Origin of the sequence: Flavobacterium sp. GT3P67 (assembly GCF_004349155.1) — a bacterium.
In the GTDB taxonomy this organism is placed as follows: Bacteria; Bacteroidota; Bacteroidia; order Flavobacteriales; family Flavobacteriaceae; genus Flavobacterium; species Flavobacterium ranwuense.
In genome coordinates this window covers 181,587-198,311 of the sequence record NZ_SMLF01000005.1, presented here as the reverse complement: position 1 = coordinate 198,311, position 16,725 = coordinate 181,587, and the positions used below count along the sequence as shown (strand labels likewise).

Sequence of the window (16,725 nt, the reverse complement as noted above, 5' to 3'; positions counted from 1 at the left end):
TTTAGAAATTTAAAACGACACGACCCAACCGCTTTCAGGGCGAAAATTTGATGCTTTCGAACCAAAATAATTATAATTATACGCTAATTAATAATCAAACAAATATAATATGAAGACTTTTAAAATTTTAGTTCTTTTAATACTTATCACATCAGCAAGCGACGTATTTAGTCAAGACCAAGAAAAAATTTACTATTATGATAAAAACTATAAAATTACTACTCGAGAGAAAGCGATCTATTCATTGTCTAGTAAGGATGCTAAAAATATATTTGGAACCAAAACACTTACGCTTACGGAGTCTAAACAAATTATTTCTTCCCGCGAATGGGCATTAGGACAAATGACTAAAAAAGATCAGGAGGGAAATTTTATGCCACGCGAATGGTCGGGATTATCCTGGGTATTTAAAACTGACGGTACTGCTTATATGTATATTACTCCCGAACAAAAATCGGCTGCAGAAGCTAAAAGTGATGGGGAAAAATATGAAATAACTGAAAATGAGATTACCCTGAATACAATCCCCAAACAAGTGTTTGTTTATGACCTGAAAGTAAATAAAGGATATGGTGGTGGATATGATTTAACGCTAAATGACGAAAAAGCAGGTATCACTTATCACCTTAATGCTGAGCGTTAAAAACAAGGTTATAGTTAAAATCCGGAGTGCTTATGACAACAAAGATTCACGAGTCGCAATTGAGAAATTCCGTGTCCAAAATAAGAATCAAATATTTTTTGATTATGAAATAACCATTATTTAACTTGCGTAATTATTAATAAACATAATTCACCAAATCTCTCATTTAAAAATTACCTGAAAATGAAAAAAACAATTCTTTTCTCCCTACTAATGTTGACTAGCACGATACTATTAGGACAAACTGCTTATATACAAGTAAATGGAGAACCTGACCTCTCCGTGTTCTTAAACAATAAATTCAAGGCAAAAACAACGGCCGAATACGGTGGCTGTATCATTGAAAATGTCACCCCTGGTAAAAACCTGATCAAAATCGTCAAAGAGGGATATATCGCTTTCGAAGAAACAATAACCCTAAAAAAAGGAGAGGTTTTTTCTTATAAAGTTAAACCTTTTGTCAAAAACACCGTTTATATCACCGAAAATGGTAACTCAGGTGAAACAGAAAAAAAAGCAGCCGTGTCAACCGGGAAACTAATAATTCAATCCGTTCCCATAAACATAAAAATTACCATGCCCTCTATTGAAGGTGTAACCAACAGTCCAAAAACCAAAGACGAATGGGTAGTTGACAACATTACTGCCGGAAATCTTGACGTCACGTTTATTTTTAATAAAAAAATTATAAAAAAGAACATTGAAATAATTGGAGGCGAAACCACCAATGTTTTTGTAAATATGATGAATGGCAATTTTAAAACAAAAAACACCATTGACGAAAAAATTAAAGTAACCCATTTTATTGATAGTATTTCGACGGTATACAAATTCAATCCAAAAATGAAAAAAGAGGATTTTAAAAACTACAATCCTCAAGCTTCAAGTCTTTTAAAGCAACAATTAGCAGGCAATTTGATTTTGGGGATGATTGCTTTTAATCCAAAAACAGCAAAGGCTGATGCCCCAACACAAGTTAGTTTTGACAAGAATGATGAACTAGTAAATTATGGATATAGCATTAATATTACAAAAAAAAACAAGCTTGAAGTTACCGAGCATTACAATAAAATTGTAGCACAACTTAAAAATTTTCCCGAAAAAAACAGGTCCTTTGGAAATGAAGGGGCTATGGTTACTGACGATGACGTACGTGTTAAATTTTCCATGAGCAACAAAAAATTCTTTATATTTTTTGAAACCGTGGACTAGACCACTAAAAAAGGACCAGTAATTACAATACATGAGACTTCAAATATGAACCAGCCCAACCGCTTTCAAGACGAAAACTTAACCCGTTACGACTTTTACAAAGAAGTCTGGGTTGTGTGTCCTTCTTGTGCCAAAAAAGCAATTGCCACAGTAAATTTTGAGGCTAAAAAAGCTCGCTTGCTTTGTGCTCATTGCGGCTATAACAAGGAAACTACCACGGCCTTAATTCCAAAAGGCACTGTAGATATGTCGGCAAATTGGTATTTTGAGTCGGAATTATGGCTAAAAGCGCCTTTCAAAAATGATGTTTTTTGGGCGTACAACGACAAACATCTGGAGTATCTGGAACGCTATATTGGTGCCACCTTGCGGGAACATAAAGATCGAACAGGTTTTACTTTACTAGAAAAACTGCCTAAATTTTATCACGAAGCAAAAAACAGGGAAGGTTTATTAAAAATTGTAACAAAATTGAAAACAAAAAAATAATTTATGAGATTAACTTGATTCCATATCAAGATTAAGAATACAGAATTGGCGATACACTGATCAATTACTAATAAATAACTACCCATGAAAACTGAAAATCTAATGATTATTGTTTTAAGTCTTTTTATTACCAGCACACAGGCTCAAAAAAAGACAAATTTAAACAGTCCAAAAAAAACTACAACTGTTGCTGCAAAACCTGGAGCTGCAAAATTGGGTAAAAATGTTCAAGAAATAAAAATTAAAAACGAAGCCTATTTCCTTACAAAAGAAATCGGTTATCCTATTACGGGAGATTATTTGTTTGAAAGCAAAAAAGACCCTATAGTACAACTCAATTCTGATGGAACCGGCCTGTTTCAAAATCATCAAATGTCCAGAACACCTATGGTTTGGGGTATCGAGTGTGACATGGACGGCACTCCCAAAAAAATTAAAGCCGATTGGGGTTTTATGTATAATCTTTGGTACCAAATAAAAGCAAAACACAAAGGAGCAAGCTGGGAATCTGGAGAAATAGACGCTTGGGACGTGGTATCGTTTTCTGTTCATACCGATGAAAACAAAATATATATTTTAGGAGAACGGATAAAAACCTATTAGGACAATAATCCTTGAACCTTTGTTTGATTAATGAACTTTGATCCATCTAAATCTTTGAAAATAAATTCATTTGACTGAGTACTTACATTACGATACGAATCTAAAATATTGTTCATCGTTTGATTGATGAAATTTGGGAATAATTTAAAAACTAAAAAATGAAAATTGCCAGTTGCTTACTATTCTTTTCTCTATCGGTATTTGCATAATATCCTAAATCAGAATTTTATAAAACGGCCGATAGTATCAATGTTATTATCAAAGCTAACCCTCTTGCTTATTATATAGACAATAAAAAATATGATACTTTTATAAAAAAAATCAGCTTAACCGAAAAGGCATTATCAGCTTTACAGACAGCATCCCTAAAGCCGAAAATACAACAACTGGCAAAAAGCATAAGCTTCTACCTGATTGCTGTCCTAAAAAAACAACAAGAACCCTTGATTTGTTTGCGATAAAAAAATGGGATATTTAATTTCCATACACCTATTTAAAAGATAGAAATAACCAAACTATTGGCAGAATTATAGGTGTTCAAAAAGCAAATTTATACAAACTGAAGGAACAGTTTGACAAACTGACAACTTTGTGTAGAAAAGAAGAAATAGCACTTAAATAAAGAATTGATTTTATTTAAAATAATCCAATATATAAAAACACAAATTAAATAATCTATAACAAAAAAGTAATTTCCTGGGAACTTCAACAATAAACAAAGATAATTTTGCCTAGCGGGGATTTTACTGGATATAAAAATGGTTGTAAAATGATTGTAAGCGTTGCTACCCTTCAAAAAAAAGTCATTTAGAAGCTATGATTCTCGAGTCGAATAGAGCTCCTATTGCCAGAGATACTGAAGATTTAAGACCCGAATAAAACACTATCTTTAATAAAAATAAAATCTTGAAATTATGAAAAAACACTTACTAATTGTACTTTTAGCCCTAATTACTAGCAGTACATTCGCACAAAAACTTACCTCCGGTAATTACACCATCACCATTAGTAATATCAAATCACGGAGTTACACCCAAGATGTTTTTGGTGAAATAAAAAATGTTAAAGAATATATTGGCAACTATACCATTGAAAAAAGTGGTGAACAAATTGCAAATCAGAAGTTTTCAACTATGCAAATGGAAAAAGATACCATGACTCTCAATATAAAGGATGATGATAAAAGTGGCAATTCGCTTAGTTATGATTTCGAAACAAAAAAATATGAGATTGCCGGCGATGAATTTAAGGCTAAAAGTTCAAAAGATATAGATAATATTATATTGAGCGGCATTCTTATTTATGCCCAATGGCTCGAAAATAATTAAGATGGAATTAAAACAATTACGTTATGTTCAAACCCATTACACGCCGAGAAATATTTAACTCTTCGGTATTTGCCGATAATTTAATTGCCGAATTTCAGCAAAGCTATACTTCAGACATTGATTTGTCCGTAAAAAAGGAAGCCTATATGTTGAAACAGTATTACGATCACCTGAAACCTTTCCAGCCCATTGAACCGCCCATAAACAGTCATTGCGTGTTGGCGTATGATGCCGACAATAAAAAAGATTATATCGCAACATTTCCCTTGGTCTTGCAAAGGTTTTTAACGGATTTAGGTATTCAGGATGTTTATCTTACCTACTTTAATAAAAAAAACCTGTTCCAATTTGAATTCGAAAATTTCAGAAAACGAAACCTGTTTAAATTATATGGTGGAAGAAAAACGGAAAACCTGGGATATCAAATAAAAGTTTCAGATTTGCACAAAGGTATTCAGTTGTTCTTTTTTTCCGGCGTATATGACGTTCCTGTTGTTTTCCTGATTACAGCCAATGGTGAAGTACCGCTTTCGCTACGCCTTTGCGATGACGGAAACCTCCATCTCAATTTTCAGGAAATGTATCAAAAACGCATTCACGAAGCCGCAAAAAATGCCGGTTTTAAAATGGGTGACTTGGAAATATGTGTTCAATATAGATTGCATCATCTCGATTAATTCGAAAAGCACCTTGCAAGGTTTATTATAAATTCATACAATGTCTATTTAAATAACAATATTTTCAAATAGGAAATTAAATTTTTCCAATTAATTTCAAAAAAATTAAAAATACCGCGATTTTTTTCTAATTTGCGAGTCAATTCAATATTCGAATAATGACTCCAATAACTAGACTTTTTGATTTTCCTTATTATCAGCAAGATAAATATACTTCAATTCCTGATGCTTTATCAACAAAGCAAAATGGCGTTTGGATAAAAACTTCTACCGAAGAATATATTGCCAAAGCCAATGCCATTTCGAGAGCGTTCTTAAGAATGAACGTTCAAAAAGACGATAAAATTGCCATTATTTCTTCTAATAATAGAACCGAATGGAATATTATGGATATTGGTATTTTGCAAACTGGTGCACAAAACGTCCCTGTTTACCCTACTATTTCCGAAGAAGATTACGAATATATCCTGAATCATTCCGGTGCCATTTATTGTTTTGTTTCGGATGCTGAAGTATTACGAAAAGTAAATTTGATAAAACATAATGTTCCAAATTTGAAAGAAGTCTATTCGTTCAACGAAATCGAAGGTTGTAAAAACTGGTCTGAATTGCTTACCCTTGGCGAAGACCAAAGCAATCAAAATGAAGTTGAAGCGCGTAAAAATAATGTAAAAACGGAAGATTTAGCAACCATTATTTATACTTCGGGAACAACAGGAAGACCTAAAGGAGTCATGCTTTCGCATAAAAACATTGTATCCAATGTTTTGGACAGTGCTTCGAGAATTCCTTTTGAAGCAGGAAATAGTCGTGCCTTGAGCTTCCTTCCAATTTGTCATATTTTTGAAAGAATGATTTTGTATTTATACCAATATTATGGTGTTGCCGTCTATTTTGGCGAATCCATAGATAAAGTTGGTGACAATATCAGAGAAGTACAACCAAATGTTATTACTGCGGTTCCCAGACTTCTTGAAAAAGTATACGATAAAATCTATGCAAAAGGTACCGAATTAACAGGCATCAAAAAGAAACTTTTCTTTTGGGCCATTGATTTAGGATTAATCTATGAGCCTTATGGCAAAAATGGATTTTGGTATGAGTTCCAACTCAAAATTGCCCGCAAATTGATTTTCAGCAAATGGAAAGAAGGTTTGGGAGGTAATTTAGATCTGATGGTTTCAGGAAGTGCCGCTTTACAACCTAGATTAGCCAGAATTTTCGCTGCCGCAGAAATTCCGGTAATGGAAGGCTATGGCTTAACCGAAACTTCTCCTGTAATATCTGTAAACGACACGAGAAATCACGGTTTCAAAATAGGAACTGTAGGGAAAGTAATCGATAATGTAGAAGTAAAAATTGCCGAAGACGGAGAAATTCTTTGTAAAGGACCTAACGTGATGATGGGATATTACAAAGATCCCGAAAAAACGGCGGAAGCACTTCAAGATGGCTATTTCCACACGGGTGATATCGGAATATTTGATGAAGAAGGTTTCTTGAAAATTACGGATCGTAAGAAAGAAATGTTCAAAACATCTGGAGGAAAATACATTGCACCACAGTTAATCGAAAACACGATGAAACAATCCCGTTTCATTGAACAAATAATGGTGATTGGTGACGGACAAAAAATGCCGGCAGCCATTATTCAGCCAAGTTTTGACTTCATTAAAGAATGGGCAAATATTCATGGGATTGATGTTGGAAAAAGCAATGAAGAAATCATTGCAAATGAAAAAGTTATTGCAAGAATTCAAGAAGAAATAGATACCTTAAATGAAAAATTTGGAAATTGGGAGAAAATAAAACGTTTTGAATTGACTCCGGACGCTTGGTCGATTGAAGGCGGACAATTGACTCCAACTTTAAAACTAAAACGAAAAATAGTGATGGAGAAATACATTGAGTTATTCAATAAAATCTACAACTAGCCTTTGATAAAAACCTATTTCCCAGATGCAATTCATTTTTTGAAAGATATGAATAGTGGGGAGTTTAAGAAAGGGAAAACCTTATTAATAAATAATCACAAACTCATCAATAACTGATGAGTTTTTTTTTAAAACTAAAATAAAAACACAACCAATCATTTCATATTTAATTGTCTTTAACACTATCTATTGCTTTGTTATTTTTTAATATCTTTATTGTGTTAACCAATAAAACCAAACATTATGAATGTAAAAAAATTTTTAGTTTCAGGCATCGTAGGTGGTATCGTCCAATTTCTTTTAGGATGGTTGTTTTACGCAATCCTATTTAAAAACTCATTCCCTACTAATGGAAATGAAAACATGTTATTCATATTTTTAGGATGTATGACTTTTGGATTTTTCGTCTCTTACATTTTTACGAAATGGGCCGGAATTTCAAATGCAAAGACTGGTTTAAAAGCCGGTGCCGTTATTGGATTATTCATGGCACTGTACAGTAATTTCTTTATGAATTCTATGACAAGTGATATCAATTATCAAACTATGGGATTAGATATTGCAATCACTGTTGTAATGGCCGCATTAGTAGGTGCAGTAATTGCTCTTGTTAATGGAAAACTAAAATAAAATATAAAAACACACCTATAAACTCCTCATTTCTTGGGGAGTTTTTTAGTTTAAACAAAAAATCTCAAAAAAATATTTCAATATATTATGCGTGCATAGTATTTTTTTTATTATATTTGAAATCGATATAGTTACATATGAAAGATAAAACAATAGATTATATTTTACGCGCCACCTGGCAAGCAGTAGCCAGAATGTATAATGAGGAAGCTTCTAAGTATGATGCGAGTATGGCAACAGGCTTTGCTTTGTTGAGTATTGATAAAGAAGGTGGAACGCCTTCGACGTCTTTAGGACCAAAAATGGGAATGGAAGCCACCAGCCTGACTAGAACCTTAAAATCCATGGAGGAAAAAGGCTTAATCATCAGAAAGAAAAACCCTGAAGATGGCCGTGGGGTATTAATTTACCTGACTGATTTTGGAAAAGAAAAAAGAGAATTATCTAAGAATACGGTGTTGAAATTCAATGAAACGGTGAAACAACACATCTCAGCGGAGAAACTGCAACATTTTATTGAAGTAGCGGAAACGATTAACGAATTAATTCTAGACAAAAACATATTTAATCAAACCGAAAAAATAGAAAATGACACCGCCATGTCCCAAAAGAACAATCAATAATGGCGTTACCATATTCAAATAAAAAACAAATATAAACAACGTATGAAACGCACAATTAAAAAAGTTGCAGTAATAGGATCCGGAATTATGGGTTCTGGAATTGCCTGCCATTTTGCCAACATTGGAGTTGAAGTGTTACTGTTGGACATTGTTCCAAGAGAACTTACCGAAGCGGAAGCTAAAAAAGGGCTCACTTTAGAAAGCAAAATTGTAAGAAACCGATTGGTGAACGAGCATTTAGCCAATTCACTGAAATCGAAACCATCCCCTATCTACAATCAGAAATTTGCCAGCAGAATCACAACTGGTAATACCACTGATGACATGGCAAAAATAGCTGCTGTTGATTGGATTATTGAGGTTGTAGTGGAACGTTTGGACATCAAAAAAATGGTTTTCGAACAAATTGAAAAATTCAGAAAACCGGGAACTTTGGTAACTTCAAATACATCTGGAATTCCAATTCACTTTATGAGTGAAGGAAGAAGCGAGGATTTTCAAAAGCATTTCTGTGGGACACACTTTTTTAACCCTGCGCGTTATTTAAAATTATTCGAAATCATTCCTGGCCCACAAACAGCAACGGAAGTTTTGGATTTCCTTACAGATTATGGTTCTAAATTCTTAGGAAAAACTTCGGTCGTTGCCAAAGATACTCCGGCATTTATTGGTAACAGAATCGGAATTTACGGGATTCAAAGTTTGTTTCATTTGGTAAAAGAAATGGGATTAACGATTGAAGAAGTGGATAAATTGACCGGTCCAGTTATTGGCCGTCCAAAATCGGCTACTTTCAGAACGGTAGATGTAGTTGGATTGGATACTTTGGTACATGTTGCCAACGGAATCTACGAAAACTGCCCGAATGACGAACAACACGATTTGTTCAAACTGCCTGATTTCGTCAACAAAATGATGGAGAACAAATGGTTGGGTAGTAAAACTGGACAAGGTTTTTATAAAAAAGTAGACAAAGATATTTTGTCTTTGGACTTAGATACTTTAGAATACCGTCCGGCTAAAAAAGCTACTTTTGCTACTTTAGAACTGACAAAAACGATCGATAAACCTATTGACCGTTTTAAAGTTCTGGTAAAAGGAAAAGACAAAGCGGGAGAATTCTACAGAAAAAGTTTTGCAGGAATGTTTGCTTACGTTTCGAACAGAATTCCTGAAATTACAGATGAATTATACAAGATTGACGATGCGATGAAAGCCGGTTTTGGATGGGAAAATGGCCCTTTCGAAATTTGGGATGCCATTGGTGTCGAAAAAGGAATCGAAATCATGAAAGCAGAAGGTTTAGCGCCAGCTGCTTGGGTGACTGATATGTTGGCTTCAGGAAGTTTTAGTTTTTATTCTATTAAAGAAGGAGCAACTTTTTTCTACAATATTCCAACCAAATCGCAAACTAAAGTTCCCGGTCAGGATGCCTTTATCATCCTGAACAACATTCGCGAAAGCAAAAAAGTGTGGAGCAATAGCGGAGCGATTATACAAGATTTAGGAGACGGAATCTTGAATTTAGAATTCCAGTCTAAAATGAATACGATTGGTGGCGATGTTTTGGCAGCTATCAATAAAGCAATTGACTTATCTGAAAAAGAATATCAAGGTCTGGTTATTGGAAATCAAGCAGCGAATTTCTCTGTTGGAGCCAATATCGGAATGATTTTCATGATGGCAGTCGAGCAAGAATACGATGAGTTGAATATGGCGATCAAAATGTTCCAAGACACGATGATGCGCGTGCGTTACTCTGGAATTCCAGTTGTGGTTGCCCCACACGGAATGACTTTTGGTGGTGGTTGCGAAATGAGTTTACATGCTGATAAAGTAGTTGCAGCAGCAGAAACATATATGGGATTAGTGGAATTTGGTGTTGGAGTAATTCCTGGCGGCGGCGGATCGAAAGAAATGGCATTGCGTGCAGCTGATTTATTCCATAAAAATGATGTGGAGTTGAACGTATTGCAAGAATATTTCTTGACGATCGCTATGGCAAAAGTGTCTACTTCTGGATACGAAGCTTTTGATACCGGACTTTTACAACACGGAAAAGATATTATTGTAGTGAATAAAGACCGTCAGATTGCCGAAGCGAAGAAACACGCTTTACTAATGGCAGAAGCAGGTTACACACAACCGATTCGCAGAAGCGATGTGAAAGTATTAGGAAAGCAAGCTCTTGGAATGTTCTTAGTAGGAACGGACCAAATGGAAGCCGGAAAATACATCTCGGAACACGACAAGAAAATTGCTAACAAACTGGCGTATGTTATGGCTGGTGGTGATTTATCAGAACCAACTTTAGTAACCGAACAATATTTATTGGATTTGGAACGTGAAGCTTTCTTATCGCTTTGTACCGAAAGAAAAACATTGGAGAGAATCCAATTTATGTTAACCAAAGGGAAACCTCTAAGAAACTAAAAAAATGAAAACAGCCTATATAGTAAAAGCATACAGAACAGCCGTGGGGAAAGCTCCAAAAGGTGTGTTTAGATTTAAACGTCCTGATGAATTGGCAGCAGAAACGATTCAGTTTATGATGAATGAGTTGCCTGATTTCGACAAAAAACGTATTGACGACGTAATGGTAGGAAATGCGATGCCGGAAGCAGAACAAGGACTTAACGTGGGGCGATTGATTTCCTTAATGGGATTGAAAATCGAAGATGTTCCGGGTGTAACCGTAAACCGTTATTGCGCCTCAGGATTAGAAACAATTGGTATGGCAACAGCCAAAATCCAATCTGGAATGGCGGATTGTATCATTGCCGGTGGTGCTGAAAGCATGAGTTTTATTCCAATGGGAGGTTACAAACCAACCCCGGATTATGCTGTTGCAAAAGCTGGAAACGAAGATTACTATTGGGGAATGGGATTAACTGCTGAAGCGGTTGCCAAACAATTCAATGTATCACGTGCCGACCAAGATGAATTCGCTTATAACTCACACATGAAAGCCCTGAAAGCGCAAGCAGAAGGCAGATTTGACAAACAAATTGTTCCAATTACTGTGGAACAGACGTTTATCAATGAAAATGGTAAAAAAGAAACTAAATCATATGTCGTAAATAAAGATGAAGGTCCTAGAGCAGGAACTTCTGTAGAAGCTTTGGCAGGTTTAAGACCCGTTTTTGAAGCTGGCGGAAGTGTAACTGCAGGGAACTCTTCTCAAATGAGTGATGGAGCAGCTTTTGTTCTAATCATGAGTGAAGAAATGGTGAAAGAATTGAACCTTACTCCTATCGCCCGTTTGGTAAACTTCGCATCAGCAGGAGTAGAACCAAGAATCATGGGAATTGGTCCTGTAAAAGCAATTCCAAAAGCGTTGAGACAAGCCGGATTAACATTAAATGATATTGATTTAATCGAGCTAAACGAAGCATTTGCTTCACAAGCATTAGCAGTAACGAGAGAATTAAACCTAAATCCTGATATCATCAATGTCAATGGTGGAGCGATTGCATTAGGTCATCCACTAGGTTGTACAGGTGCTAAACTTTCTGTTCAACTATTCGACGAAATGAGACACAGAGGAAGCAAATACGGAATTGTAAGTATGTGTGTGGGAACAGGTCAAGGTTCTGCTGGAATCTACGAACTGCTTTAATTTATTTTAAATGATGAATTTTAAATTTTAAATGGGTATGAAAGATAACATTATTGCAATTAAAAATTTTGATTTTGCATTGTCGATTATAAATCTTTTTATTCAGCTTAAAAAAGAAAATGAATTCATCGTTTCTAAACAAATACTAAGGTCAGCAACGAGTATTGGCGCCAATATTCAAGAGGCAATTGCTGCACAATCTAAAAGAGATTTCATAAATAAAATGGCTATTGCATCTAAAGAAGCTAGAGAAACGAAATACTGGTTGCGATTATTAGATAAATCGGAACTGACTTCAATATCTGTGTCCAATTAATTAATTGAAATTGAGCATATAATAAACATTATAACAAAAATAATAAAGACTTCTCAGGAAGTCAGCATTACGAAATAATTTAAAATTTAAAATTCATCATTTAAAATAACAAGAAATGGCAGATACAATTGAAAAAAACGTAACCCGTGGTGGTCAGTTTTTGGTTAAAGAAACAAAATGCGAAGACATCTTCACTCCTGAAGATTTCAATGAAGAGCAATTAATGATGCGTGACTCCGTGAGAGAGTTTGTGTACAAAGAAATCTGGCCTAACAAGGATCGCTTTGAGAAAAAAGATTTTGCCTTAACTGTAGAAAGTATGCATAAGGCTGCTGAAATGGGTTTTTTGAGTATCGCTGTTCCTGAAGCTTATGGCGGAATGGGAATGGGATTTGTTAATACTGTTTTGGTTTGTGATTATATTTCGGGAGCAACAGGTTCCTTTTCTTCTGCTTTTGGAGCACATACAGGAATTGGAACATTGCCAATTACTTTGTACGGAACGGAAGAACAAAAGCAAAAATACGTAACCAAATTAGCCTCTGGCGAATGGTTTGGAGCGTACTGCTTGACTGAACCAGGCGCTGGTAGTGATGCCAATTCCGGAAAAACAAAAGCAGTATTATCTGAGGATGGAACGCATTATAAAATCACAGGACAAAAAATGTGGATTACCAATGCAGGGTTTTGCAATGTCTTTATTGTTTTTGCCCGTATCGGAGAGGATAAAAATATAACTGGCTTTATCGTAGAAAATGACCCTAATAATGGTATTTCTATGAACGAAGAAGAACATAAATTAGGAATTCGCTCCTCTTCCACGCGTCAAGTTTTCTTTGCAGATACAAAAGTTCCTGTTGAAAACATGTTATCCGAAAGAGGAAATGGGTTCAAAATAGCCATGAATGCTTTGAATGTAGGCCGAATCAAATTGGCCGCTGCCTGTTTGGATGCACAACGTAGGGTCATTTCAAACGCAACAAAATACGCTAATGAAAGAATACAATTCAATACTGCTATTTCACAGTTTGGAGCCATCCGCGCAAAATTAGCCGAAATGGCAACTTCATGTTATGCCGGAGAAAGTGCTACTTATCGTGCTGCAAAAGATATTGAAGATCGAATTGCGTCACGCGAAGCGGAAGGCGCTCCCCATCAAGAAGCTGAATTGAAAGGAATTGAAGAGTATGCCATTGAATGTTCTATTCTAAAAGTGGCCGTTTCGGAAGACATTCAAAATTGCGCTGATGAAGGAATCCAAATCTTTGGAGGTATGGGATTTTCAGAAGACACGCCAATGGAAAGTGCTTGGAGAGACGCCAGAATTGCCCGTATTTACGAGGGAACAAATGAAATCAACAGAATGTTATCGGTAGGAATGTTAATCAAAAAAGCGATGAAAGGGCACGTTGATTTACTTGGACCAGCCTCTAAAGTACAAGAAGAATTAATGGGAATCCCTTCTTTTGACGCACCTGATTATTCTGAATTATTTGCAGAAGAAAAGGAAATGATTGGCAAATTGAAAAAAGCATTCTTAATGGTTGCTGGCGGAGCTGTTCAAAAATACGGGCCAGATTTAGATGCTCACCAACAATTATTGATGGCCGCTTCAGATATTTTGATTGAAATTTACATGGCTGAAAGTACTATTCTTAGAACTGAAAAATTAGCCAAAAAAGAAGGAGAAGCCAAAGTCCAAGAGCAAATTGCTATGGCAAAATTATATTTATACAAAGCTGTGGATATTGTGACTCAAAAAGGAAAAGAAAGTGTTATCTCTTTTGCTGAAGGTGATGAACAACGTATGATGTTAATGGGATTACGTCGTTTTACAAAATACACTAATATGCCAAATATTGTAGGATTGAGAGAAATAATCACTTCAAAATTAGTAGCTAAAAATGAATATTGTTTTTAATTGAAGATAGTGATTTAGTGATTTATTTGTTTAAAACCGTCTTGTTCCTGAAAACAAGACGGTTTTTTTATTTCTTCAAAATATACATCCTAGCTGAATCCCCTATAATTACTTTGCCTTCCATATCCAGTTGAGTTAATGTATTCTCACCCACTTTATATTGATTTGGTTTATCTTTCAATTCTTTTAAAGAAATAATTCCCCCTGTTTTATCCCAAACAAAAGTACCCTTTTCTTCGAATGTTTTTGGGTCTCCTTTACCTAGATATTTTGTTTTTATAATAAAAGTCATGTCTTTATTCAGAACAACTTCAGTTTCTATCCCCTCACAATTGGCGCAAGGAGTTATTCCCTTATAGGTACCCTGCCAATCTAAAGAGTTTTGGGAATTATGCATATCTGTCGCTGTAGTCTCTCCAACCGCAATTGCAATAGAGTCCGCTTTAACATCCTCTTTTTTCATTTCTTTTTTACAGCTAAAAAAGAATAATGAAGTACAGACAAGTAAAATAATTTTATTTTTCATATTGCATTTTTATTACTTAAATTTTCATTCCATAAAAGATTACTTAACCTCTTTCTTTTCAATTTTGAATATATCGCCATTATAAGAAATCGTGCTTCGATTATTGGAACTAATGGAAAGCGTTGCACTGCCCTCAAAGAAAACGGAAAGTAACAACGTATAAGTATCTTTATCACCTCTGACAACTGCTTTTATCTTATAGGCTCTTTTACCTTTCTCGACAGTAAATTCTTGAGGAGTTCCCTCAAAATGTAATCCTGCATCGCCACCATAACCAACTCCACTAAATGCTCTGCCAAAAAAAGGCATTTCACTCTTGATCTTATCCGGATGGAATTGCACATAATTAGGATTCGTGGTTAAATCCATCGTTCTAAACCCTTGAGGCAAAGCTGTTCTTCCAATAAAAACGAACTCTTTAGATTCAACCAAAGCCGCCGTTTGTTTTTGTTTCTCTATTTTACGCCCTTCTCTTAATTGCCTCTTACTTTTTTCTTGGGCATAACCAGTAGTCATTAGAAGTGACAGAAAAATTAGTAAAACTGCTACTTTTGTTTTCATGATATGCAATTTTAATATTTTGGATATAATATTCATAATTCAGTCACCAATTTATATGTATTGAAAAATCATCAAGATTCGATTGATATAACTTCTGAATTTATTTTTTCTCAAAACGCATCATTGCGATATCGTCCATGATGAAATTTAAGGTTTTTCCATCTTCTGAAATTGCATAAGAATCTATTTTTTCTAGAGTTGACATGTAAATATTTTCACCTTGAATATCTGTACACATCATTTTGGTCATTGCCATTCCCTCTTTAAAGCTGATTTTATTGCCAACTACATTTAGTTTACCTGAATATCTATTACAACTACCACTGCCTGAAACGCTGTTCTCTTTCAAATCGAAAGTGATGGTTGGTTTTTTGTTAGGATATAATCCATTAAAAGCTATTCTTGGTCCTGTAACATAATTCAACTCCCAAGTTCCCTCAAGTGAAGCTGTTTTACCTGTGATTGTTTTGGCTGAATTGCAAGAAATAAATGCCAAGCATAAAATAGTAAGCGACAGAATTATTTTTCTCATGTGATTAATTTTTGATTTTTATATTTTTTAAAATAGTGCAAAAACATTGCCAATGTGTAGCTTTTCAAAAAAAACACAAAAAAGAGTCTTACAAAAACTATATTTTAAAGGCATCAAACTTTTACATTCGGAAATATTAATCTAATTCTTTTTTACCTCTACGACCTCCACCTTAATTGCTACGGCATAAGCATTTGGAATGATTTTATTACCATGTGCATTAGCATATACTTTAGTAAATTCAGCTCCAAAATATAATATTATAGCCGAATAATACACCCAGATTAAAATAATTATGATTGACCCCGCAGCACCATAAACAGTTGCAACAGTTGAACTTCCTAAATAAAACCCTATAGCAAATTTGCCAAACATAAAGAAAAATGAAGTAAAACTGGAACCTATCAAAGCATCTTTCCAAGCAATATATCCATCAGGCAATGTTTTAAAAATAATTGAAAACAACATTGTCGTGGTCGAAAATACTATTAATAGGTTAAGAATATAAAACAAATAAACCGTTGTATCAGGGAAATAAAGGACCAACCGAGAATTTATAACATCCATTACTGTATTTACCATCAAACTGACCAATAACAAAAACCCAACCGATGCAATCATGGAAAATGACATTAATCTATTTTTAATAAATTTCATAATTCCCTTATTCGGTTTTGCTTTTAAGCCCCAAATAAAATTTATGGAGCTTTGTATTTCAGCAAATACACCTGAAGCCCCTATTAACAGCATAATTCCTCCAAATATCGTTGCAAATGTTATACTATCAGACAGTTCAATATTCGTAATGGTTTCCTGAATTTGAATCGCAGCTTCATTACCGACCATTTCATTAATTTGGACATAGAATCTACCGGCAACAGCTTCTCTTCCAAAGAAAAAACCGCAAATAGACATAATAATAATTAACAATGGGGGTAGTGAAAATATAGTATAATAGGACAATGATGCACTTAATTTAATGGCATTATCCTCATCAAATTCATTATAGGTTGACTTTAATAAATTCCAACTTGTCTTGGCTAATTCTTTGTGTTTCATATTTAAAACTATTTTTTTTTATATCCTTCCGATAGATTACGTCCTATAACAG

At 34.6% G+C, this 16,725-nt stretch carries 16 protein-coding genes and 1 pseudogene; 13 read left to right on the top strand and 4 right to left on the bottom strand.

What is annotated here, in order from left to right; translation table 11 throughout:
- The first annotated feature begins 109 nt into the window (after nucleotides 1-109).
- The 13 genes and pseudogenes from E0H99_RS10350 to E0H99_RS10290 all read left to right on the top strand — a co-directional run bounded on the left by E0H99_RS10350 (nucleotide 110) and on the right by E0H99_RS10290 (nucleotide 13,995).
- A complete protein-coding gene (locus tag E0H99_RS10350; RefSeq protein WP_131994865.1) occupies nucleotides 110-643 on the top strand; it encodes a hypothetical protein in 534 nt (177 codons plus the stop codon).
- Between the two features lie 183 nt (nucleotides 644-826).
- Nucleotides 827-1,855 (top strand): PEGA domain-containing protein, encoded by a 1,029-nt coding sequence (locus tag E0H99_RS10345; protein WP_131994862.1) that lies wholly within the window; start codon nucleotides 827-829, stop codon nucleotides 1,853-1,855.
- Nucleotides 1,856-1,900: 45 nt separating this feature from the next.
- Entirely contained in the window at nucleotides 1,901-2,344 is a 444-nt protein-coding gene (locus tag E0H99_RS10340; protein ID WP_131994860.1) for a hypothetical protein, read from the top strand.
- Between the two features lie 84 nt (nucleotides 2,345-2,428).
- Entirely contained in the window at nucleotides 2,429-2,947 is a 519-nt protein-coding gene (locus E0H99_RS10335; protein ID WP_131994857.1) for a hypothetical protein, read from the top strand.
- A 914-nt stretch (nucleotides 2,948-3,861) separates the two neighbouring features.
- The gene (locus tag E0H99_RS10330) at nucleotides 3,862-4,275 is read left to right on the top strand and encodes a hypothetical protein (protein ID WP_131994854.1); all 414 of its coding nucleotides are present in this window, start codon (nucleotides 3,862-3,864) and stop codon (nucleotides 4,273-4,275) included.
- 23 nt (nucleotides 4,276-4,298) lie between these two features.
- Nucleotides 4,299-4,952 carry a hypothetical protein gene (locus E0H99_RS10325; RefSeq protein ID WP_131994851.1) on the top strand — a complete coding sequence of 218 codons (654 nt, stop codon included), beginning with the start codon at nucleotides 4,299-4,301 and terminating at the stop codon, nucleotides 4,950-4,952.
- A 158-nt stretch (nucleotides 4,953-5,110) separates the two neighbouring features.
- Complete coding sequence (locus E0H99_RS10320; protein WP_131994848.1) at nucleotides 5,111-6,886, top strand: AMP-dependent synthetase/ligase; 1,776 nt, start codon at nucleotides 5,111-5,113, stop codon at nucleotides 6,884-6,886.
- A gap of 243 nt (nucleotides 6,887-7,129) precedes the next feature.
- Complete coding sequence (locus E0H99_RS10315) at nucleotides 7,130-7,516, top strand: hypothetical protein (RefSeq protein ID WP_131994845.1); 387 nt, start codon at nucleotides 7,130-7,132, stop codon at nucleotides 7,514-7,516.
- A 137-nt stretch (nucleotides 7,517-7,653) separates the two neighbouring features.
- On the top strand, nucleotides 7,654-8,139 hold the full coding sequence (locus tag E0H99_RS10310; RefSeq protein ID WP_131994842.1) for a MarR family winged helix-turn-helix transcriptional regulator: 486 nt from the start codon (nucleotides 7,654-7,656) through the stop codon (nucleotides 8,137-8,139).
- 42 nt (nucleotides 8,140-8,181) lie between these two features.
- Nucleotides 8,182-10,572 carry a 3-hydroxyacyl-CoA dehydrogenase/enoyl-CoA hydratase family protein gene (locus E0H99_RS10305; RefSeq protein ID WP_131994839.1) on the top strand — a complete coding sequence of 797 codons (2,391 nt, stop codon included), beginning with the start codon at nucleotides 8,182-8,184 and terminating at the stop codon, nucleotides 10,570-10,572.
- A 4-nt stretch (nucleotides 10,573-10,576) separates the two neighbouring features.
- On the top strand, nucleotides 10,577-11,758 hold the full coding sequence (locus tag E0H99_RS10300; protein ID WP_131994836.1) for an acetyl-CoA C-acyltransferase: 1,182 nt from the start codon (nucleotides 10,577-10,579) through the stop codon (nucleotides 11,756-11,758).
- Nucleotides 11,759-11,795: 37 nt separating this feature from the next.
- A pseudogene (locus E0H99_RS10295) lies at nucleotides 11,796-12,152 on the top strand (four helix bundle protein).
- 37 nt (nucleotides 12,153-12,189) lie between these two features.
- The gene (locus E0H99_RS10290) at nucleotides 12,190-13,995 is read left to right on the top strand and encodes an acyl-CoA dehydrogenase family protein (RefSeq protein ID WP_131994833.1); all 1,806 of its coding nucleotides are present in this window, start codon (nucleotides 12,190-12,192) and stop codon (nucleotides 13,993-13,995) included.
- Nucleotides 13,996-14,062: 67 nt separating this feature from the next.
- Here E0H99_RS10290 and E0H99_RS10285 read toward each other — a convergent pair whose 3' ends face one another.
- The 4 genes from E0H99_RS10285 to E0H99_RS10270 form a co-directional block, all read right to left on the bottom strand.
- Complete coding sequence (locus tag E0H99_RS10285; protein ID WP_131994830.1) at nucleotides 14,063-14,521, bottom strand: copper resistance protein NlpE; 459 nt, start codon at nucleotides 14,519-14,521, stop codon at nucleotides 14,063-14,065.
- A gap of 39 nt (nucleotides 14,522-14,560) precedes the next feature.
- A complete protein-coding gene (locus E0H99_RS10280; RefSeq protein ID WP_165930210.1) occupies nucleotides 14,561-15,082 on the bottom strand; it encodes a DUF4251 domain-containing protein in 522 nt (173 codons plus the stop codon).
- 100 nt (nucleotides 15,083-15,182) lie between these two features.
- A complete protein-coding gene (locus E0H99_RS10275; RefSeq protein WP_131994824.1) occupies nucleotides 15,183-15,614 on the bottom strand; it encodes an META domain-containing protein in 432 nt (143 codons plus the stop codon).
- A gap of 141 nt (nucleotides 15,615-15,755) precedes the next feature.
- Nucleotides 15,756-16,673: a YihY/virulence factor BrkB family protein gene (locus E0H99_RS10270; protein ID WP_131994821.1), complete on the bottom strand. Its 918-nt coding sequence runs from the start codon at nucleotides 16,671-16,673 to the stop codon at nucleotides 15,756-15,758.
- Nucleotides 16,674-16,725: the final 52 nt, after the last annotated feature.

What these genes read in the sequence shown, in the direction of transcription:
- E0H99_RS10350 (WP_131994865.1), top strand. Translation starts at nt 110, where the DNA reads ATGAAGACTTTTAAAATTTTAGTTCTTTTAATACTTATCACATCAGCA.
- E0H99_RS10345 (WP_131994862.1), top strand. Translation starts at nt 827, where the DNA reads ATGAAAAAAACAATTCTTTTCTCCCTACTAATGTTGACTAGCACGATA.
- E0H99_RS10340 (WP_131994860.1), top strand. Translation starts at nt 1,901, where the DNA reads ATGAACCAGCCCAACCGCTTTCAAGACGAAAACTTAACCCGTTACGAC.
- E0H99_RS10335 (WP_131994857.1), top strand. Translation starts at nt 2,429, where the DNA reads ATGAAAACTGAAAATCTAATGATTATTGTTTTAAGTCTTTTTATTACC.
- E0H99_RS10330 (WP_131994854.1), top strand. Translation starts at nt 3,862, where the DNA reads ATGAAAAAACACTTACTAATTGTACTTTTAGCCCTAATTACTAGCAGT.
- E0H99_RS10325 (WP_131994851.1), top strand. Translation starts at nt 4,299, where the DNA reads ATGTTCAAACCCATTACACGCCGAGAAATATTTAACTCTTCGGTATTT.
- E0H99_RS10320 (WP_131994848.1), top strand. Translation starts at nt 5,111, where the DNA reads ATGACTCCAATAACTAGACTTTTTGATTTTCCTTATTATCAGCAAGAT.
- E0H99_RS10315 (WP_131994845.1), top strand. Translation starts at nt 7,130, where the DNA reads ATGAATGTAAAAAAATTTTTAGTTTCAGGCATCGTAGGTGGTATCGTC.
- E0H99_RS10310 (WP_131994842.1), top strand. Translation starts at nt 7,654, where the DNA reads ATGAAAGATAAAACAATAGATTATATTTTACGCGCCACCTGGCAAGCA.
- E0H99_RS10305 (WP_131994839.1), top strand. Translation starts at nt 8,182, where the DNA reads ATGAAACGCACAATTAAAAAAGTTGCAGTAATAGGATCCGGAATTATG.
- E0H99_RS10300 (WP_131994836.1), top strand. Translation starts at nt 10,577, where the DNA reads ATGAAAACAGCCTATATAGTAAAAGCATACAGAACAGCCGTGGGGAAA.
- E0H99_RS10290 (WP_131994833.1), top strand. Translation starts at nt 12,190, where the DNA reads ATGGCAGATACAATTGAAAAAAACGTAACCCGTGGTGGTCAGTTTTTG.
- E0H99_RS10285 (WP_131994830.1), bottom strand. Translation starts at nt 14,521, where the DNA reads ATGAAAAATAAAATTATTTTACTTGTCTGTACTTCATTATTCTTTTTT.
- E0H99_RS10280 (WP_165930210.1), bottom strand. Translation starts at nt 15,082, where the DNA reads ATGAAAACAAAAGTAGCAGTTTTACTAATTTTTCTGTCACTTCTAATG.
- E0H99_RS10275 (WP_131994824.1), bottom strand. Translation starts at nt 15,614, where the DNA reads ATGAGAAAAATAATTCTGTCGCTTACTATTTTATGCTTGGCATTTATT.
- E0H99_RS10270 (WP_131994821.1), bottom strand. Translation starts at nt 16,673, where the DNA reads ATGAAACACAAAGAATTAGCCAAGACAAGTTGGAATTTATTAAAGTCA.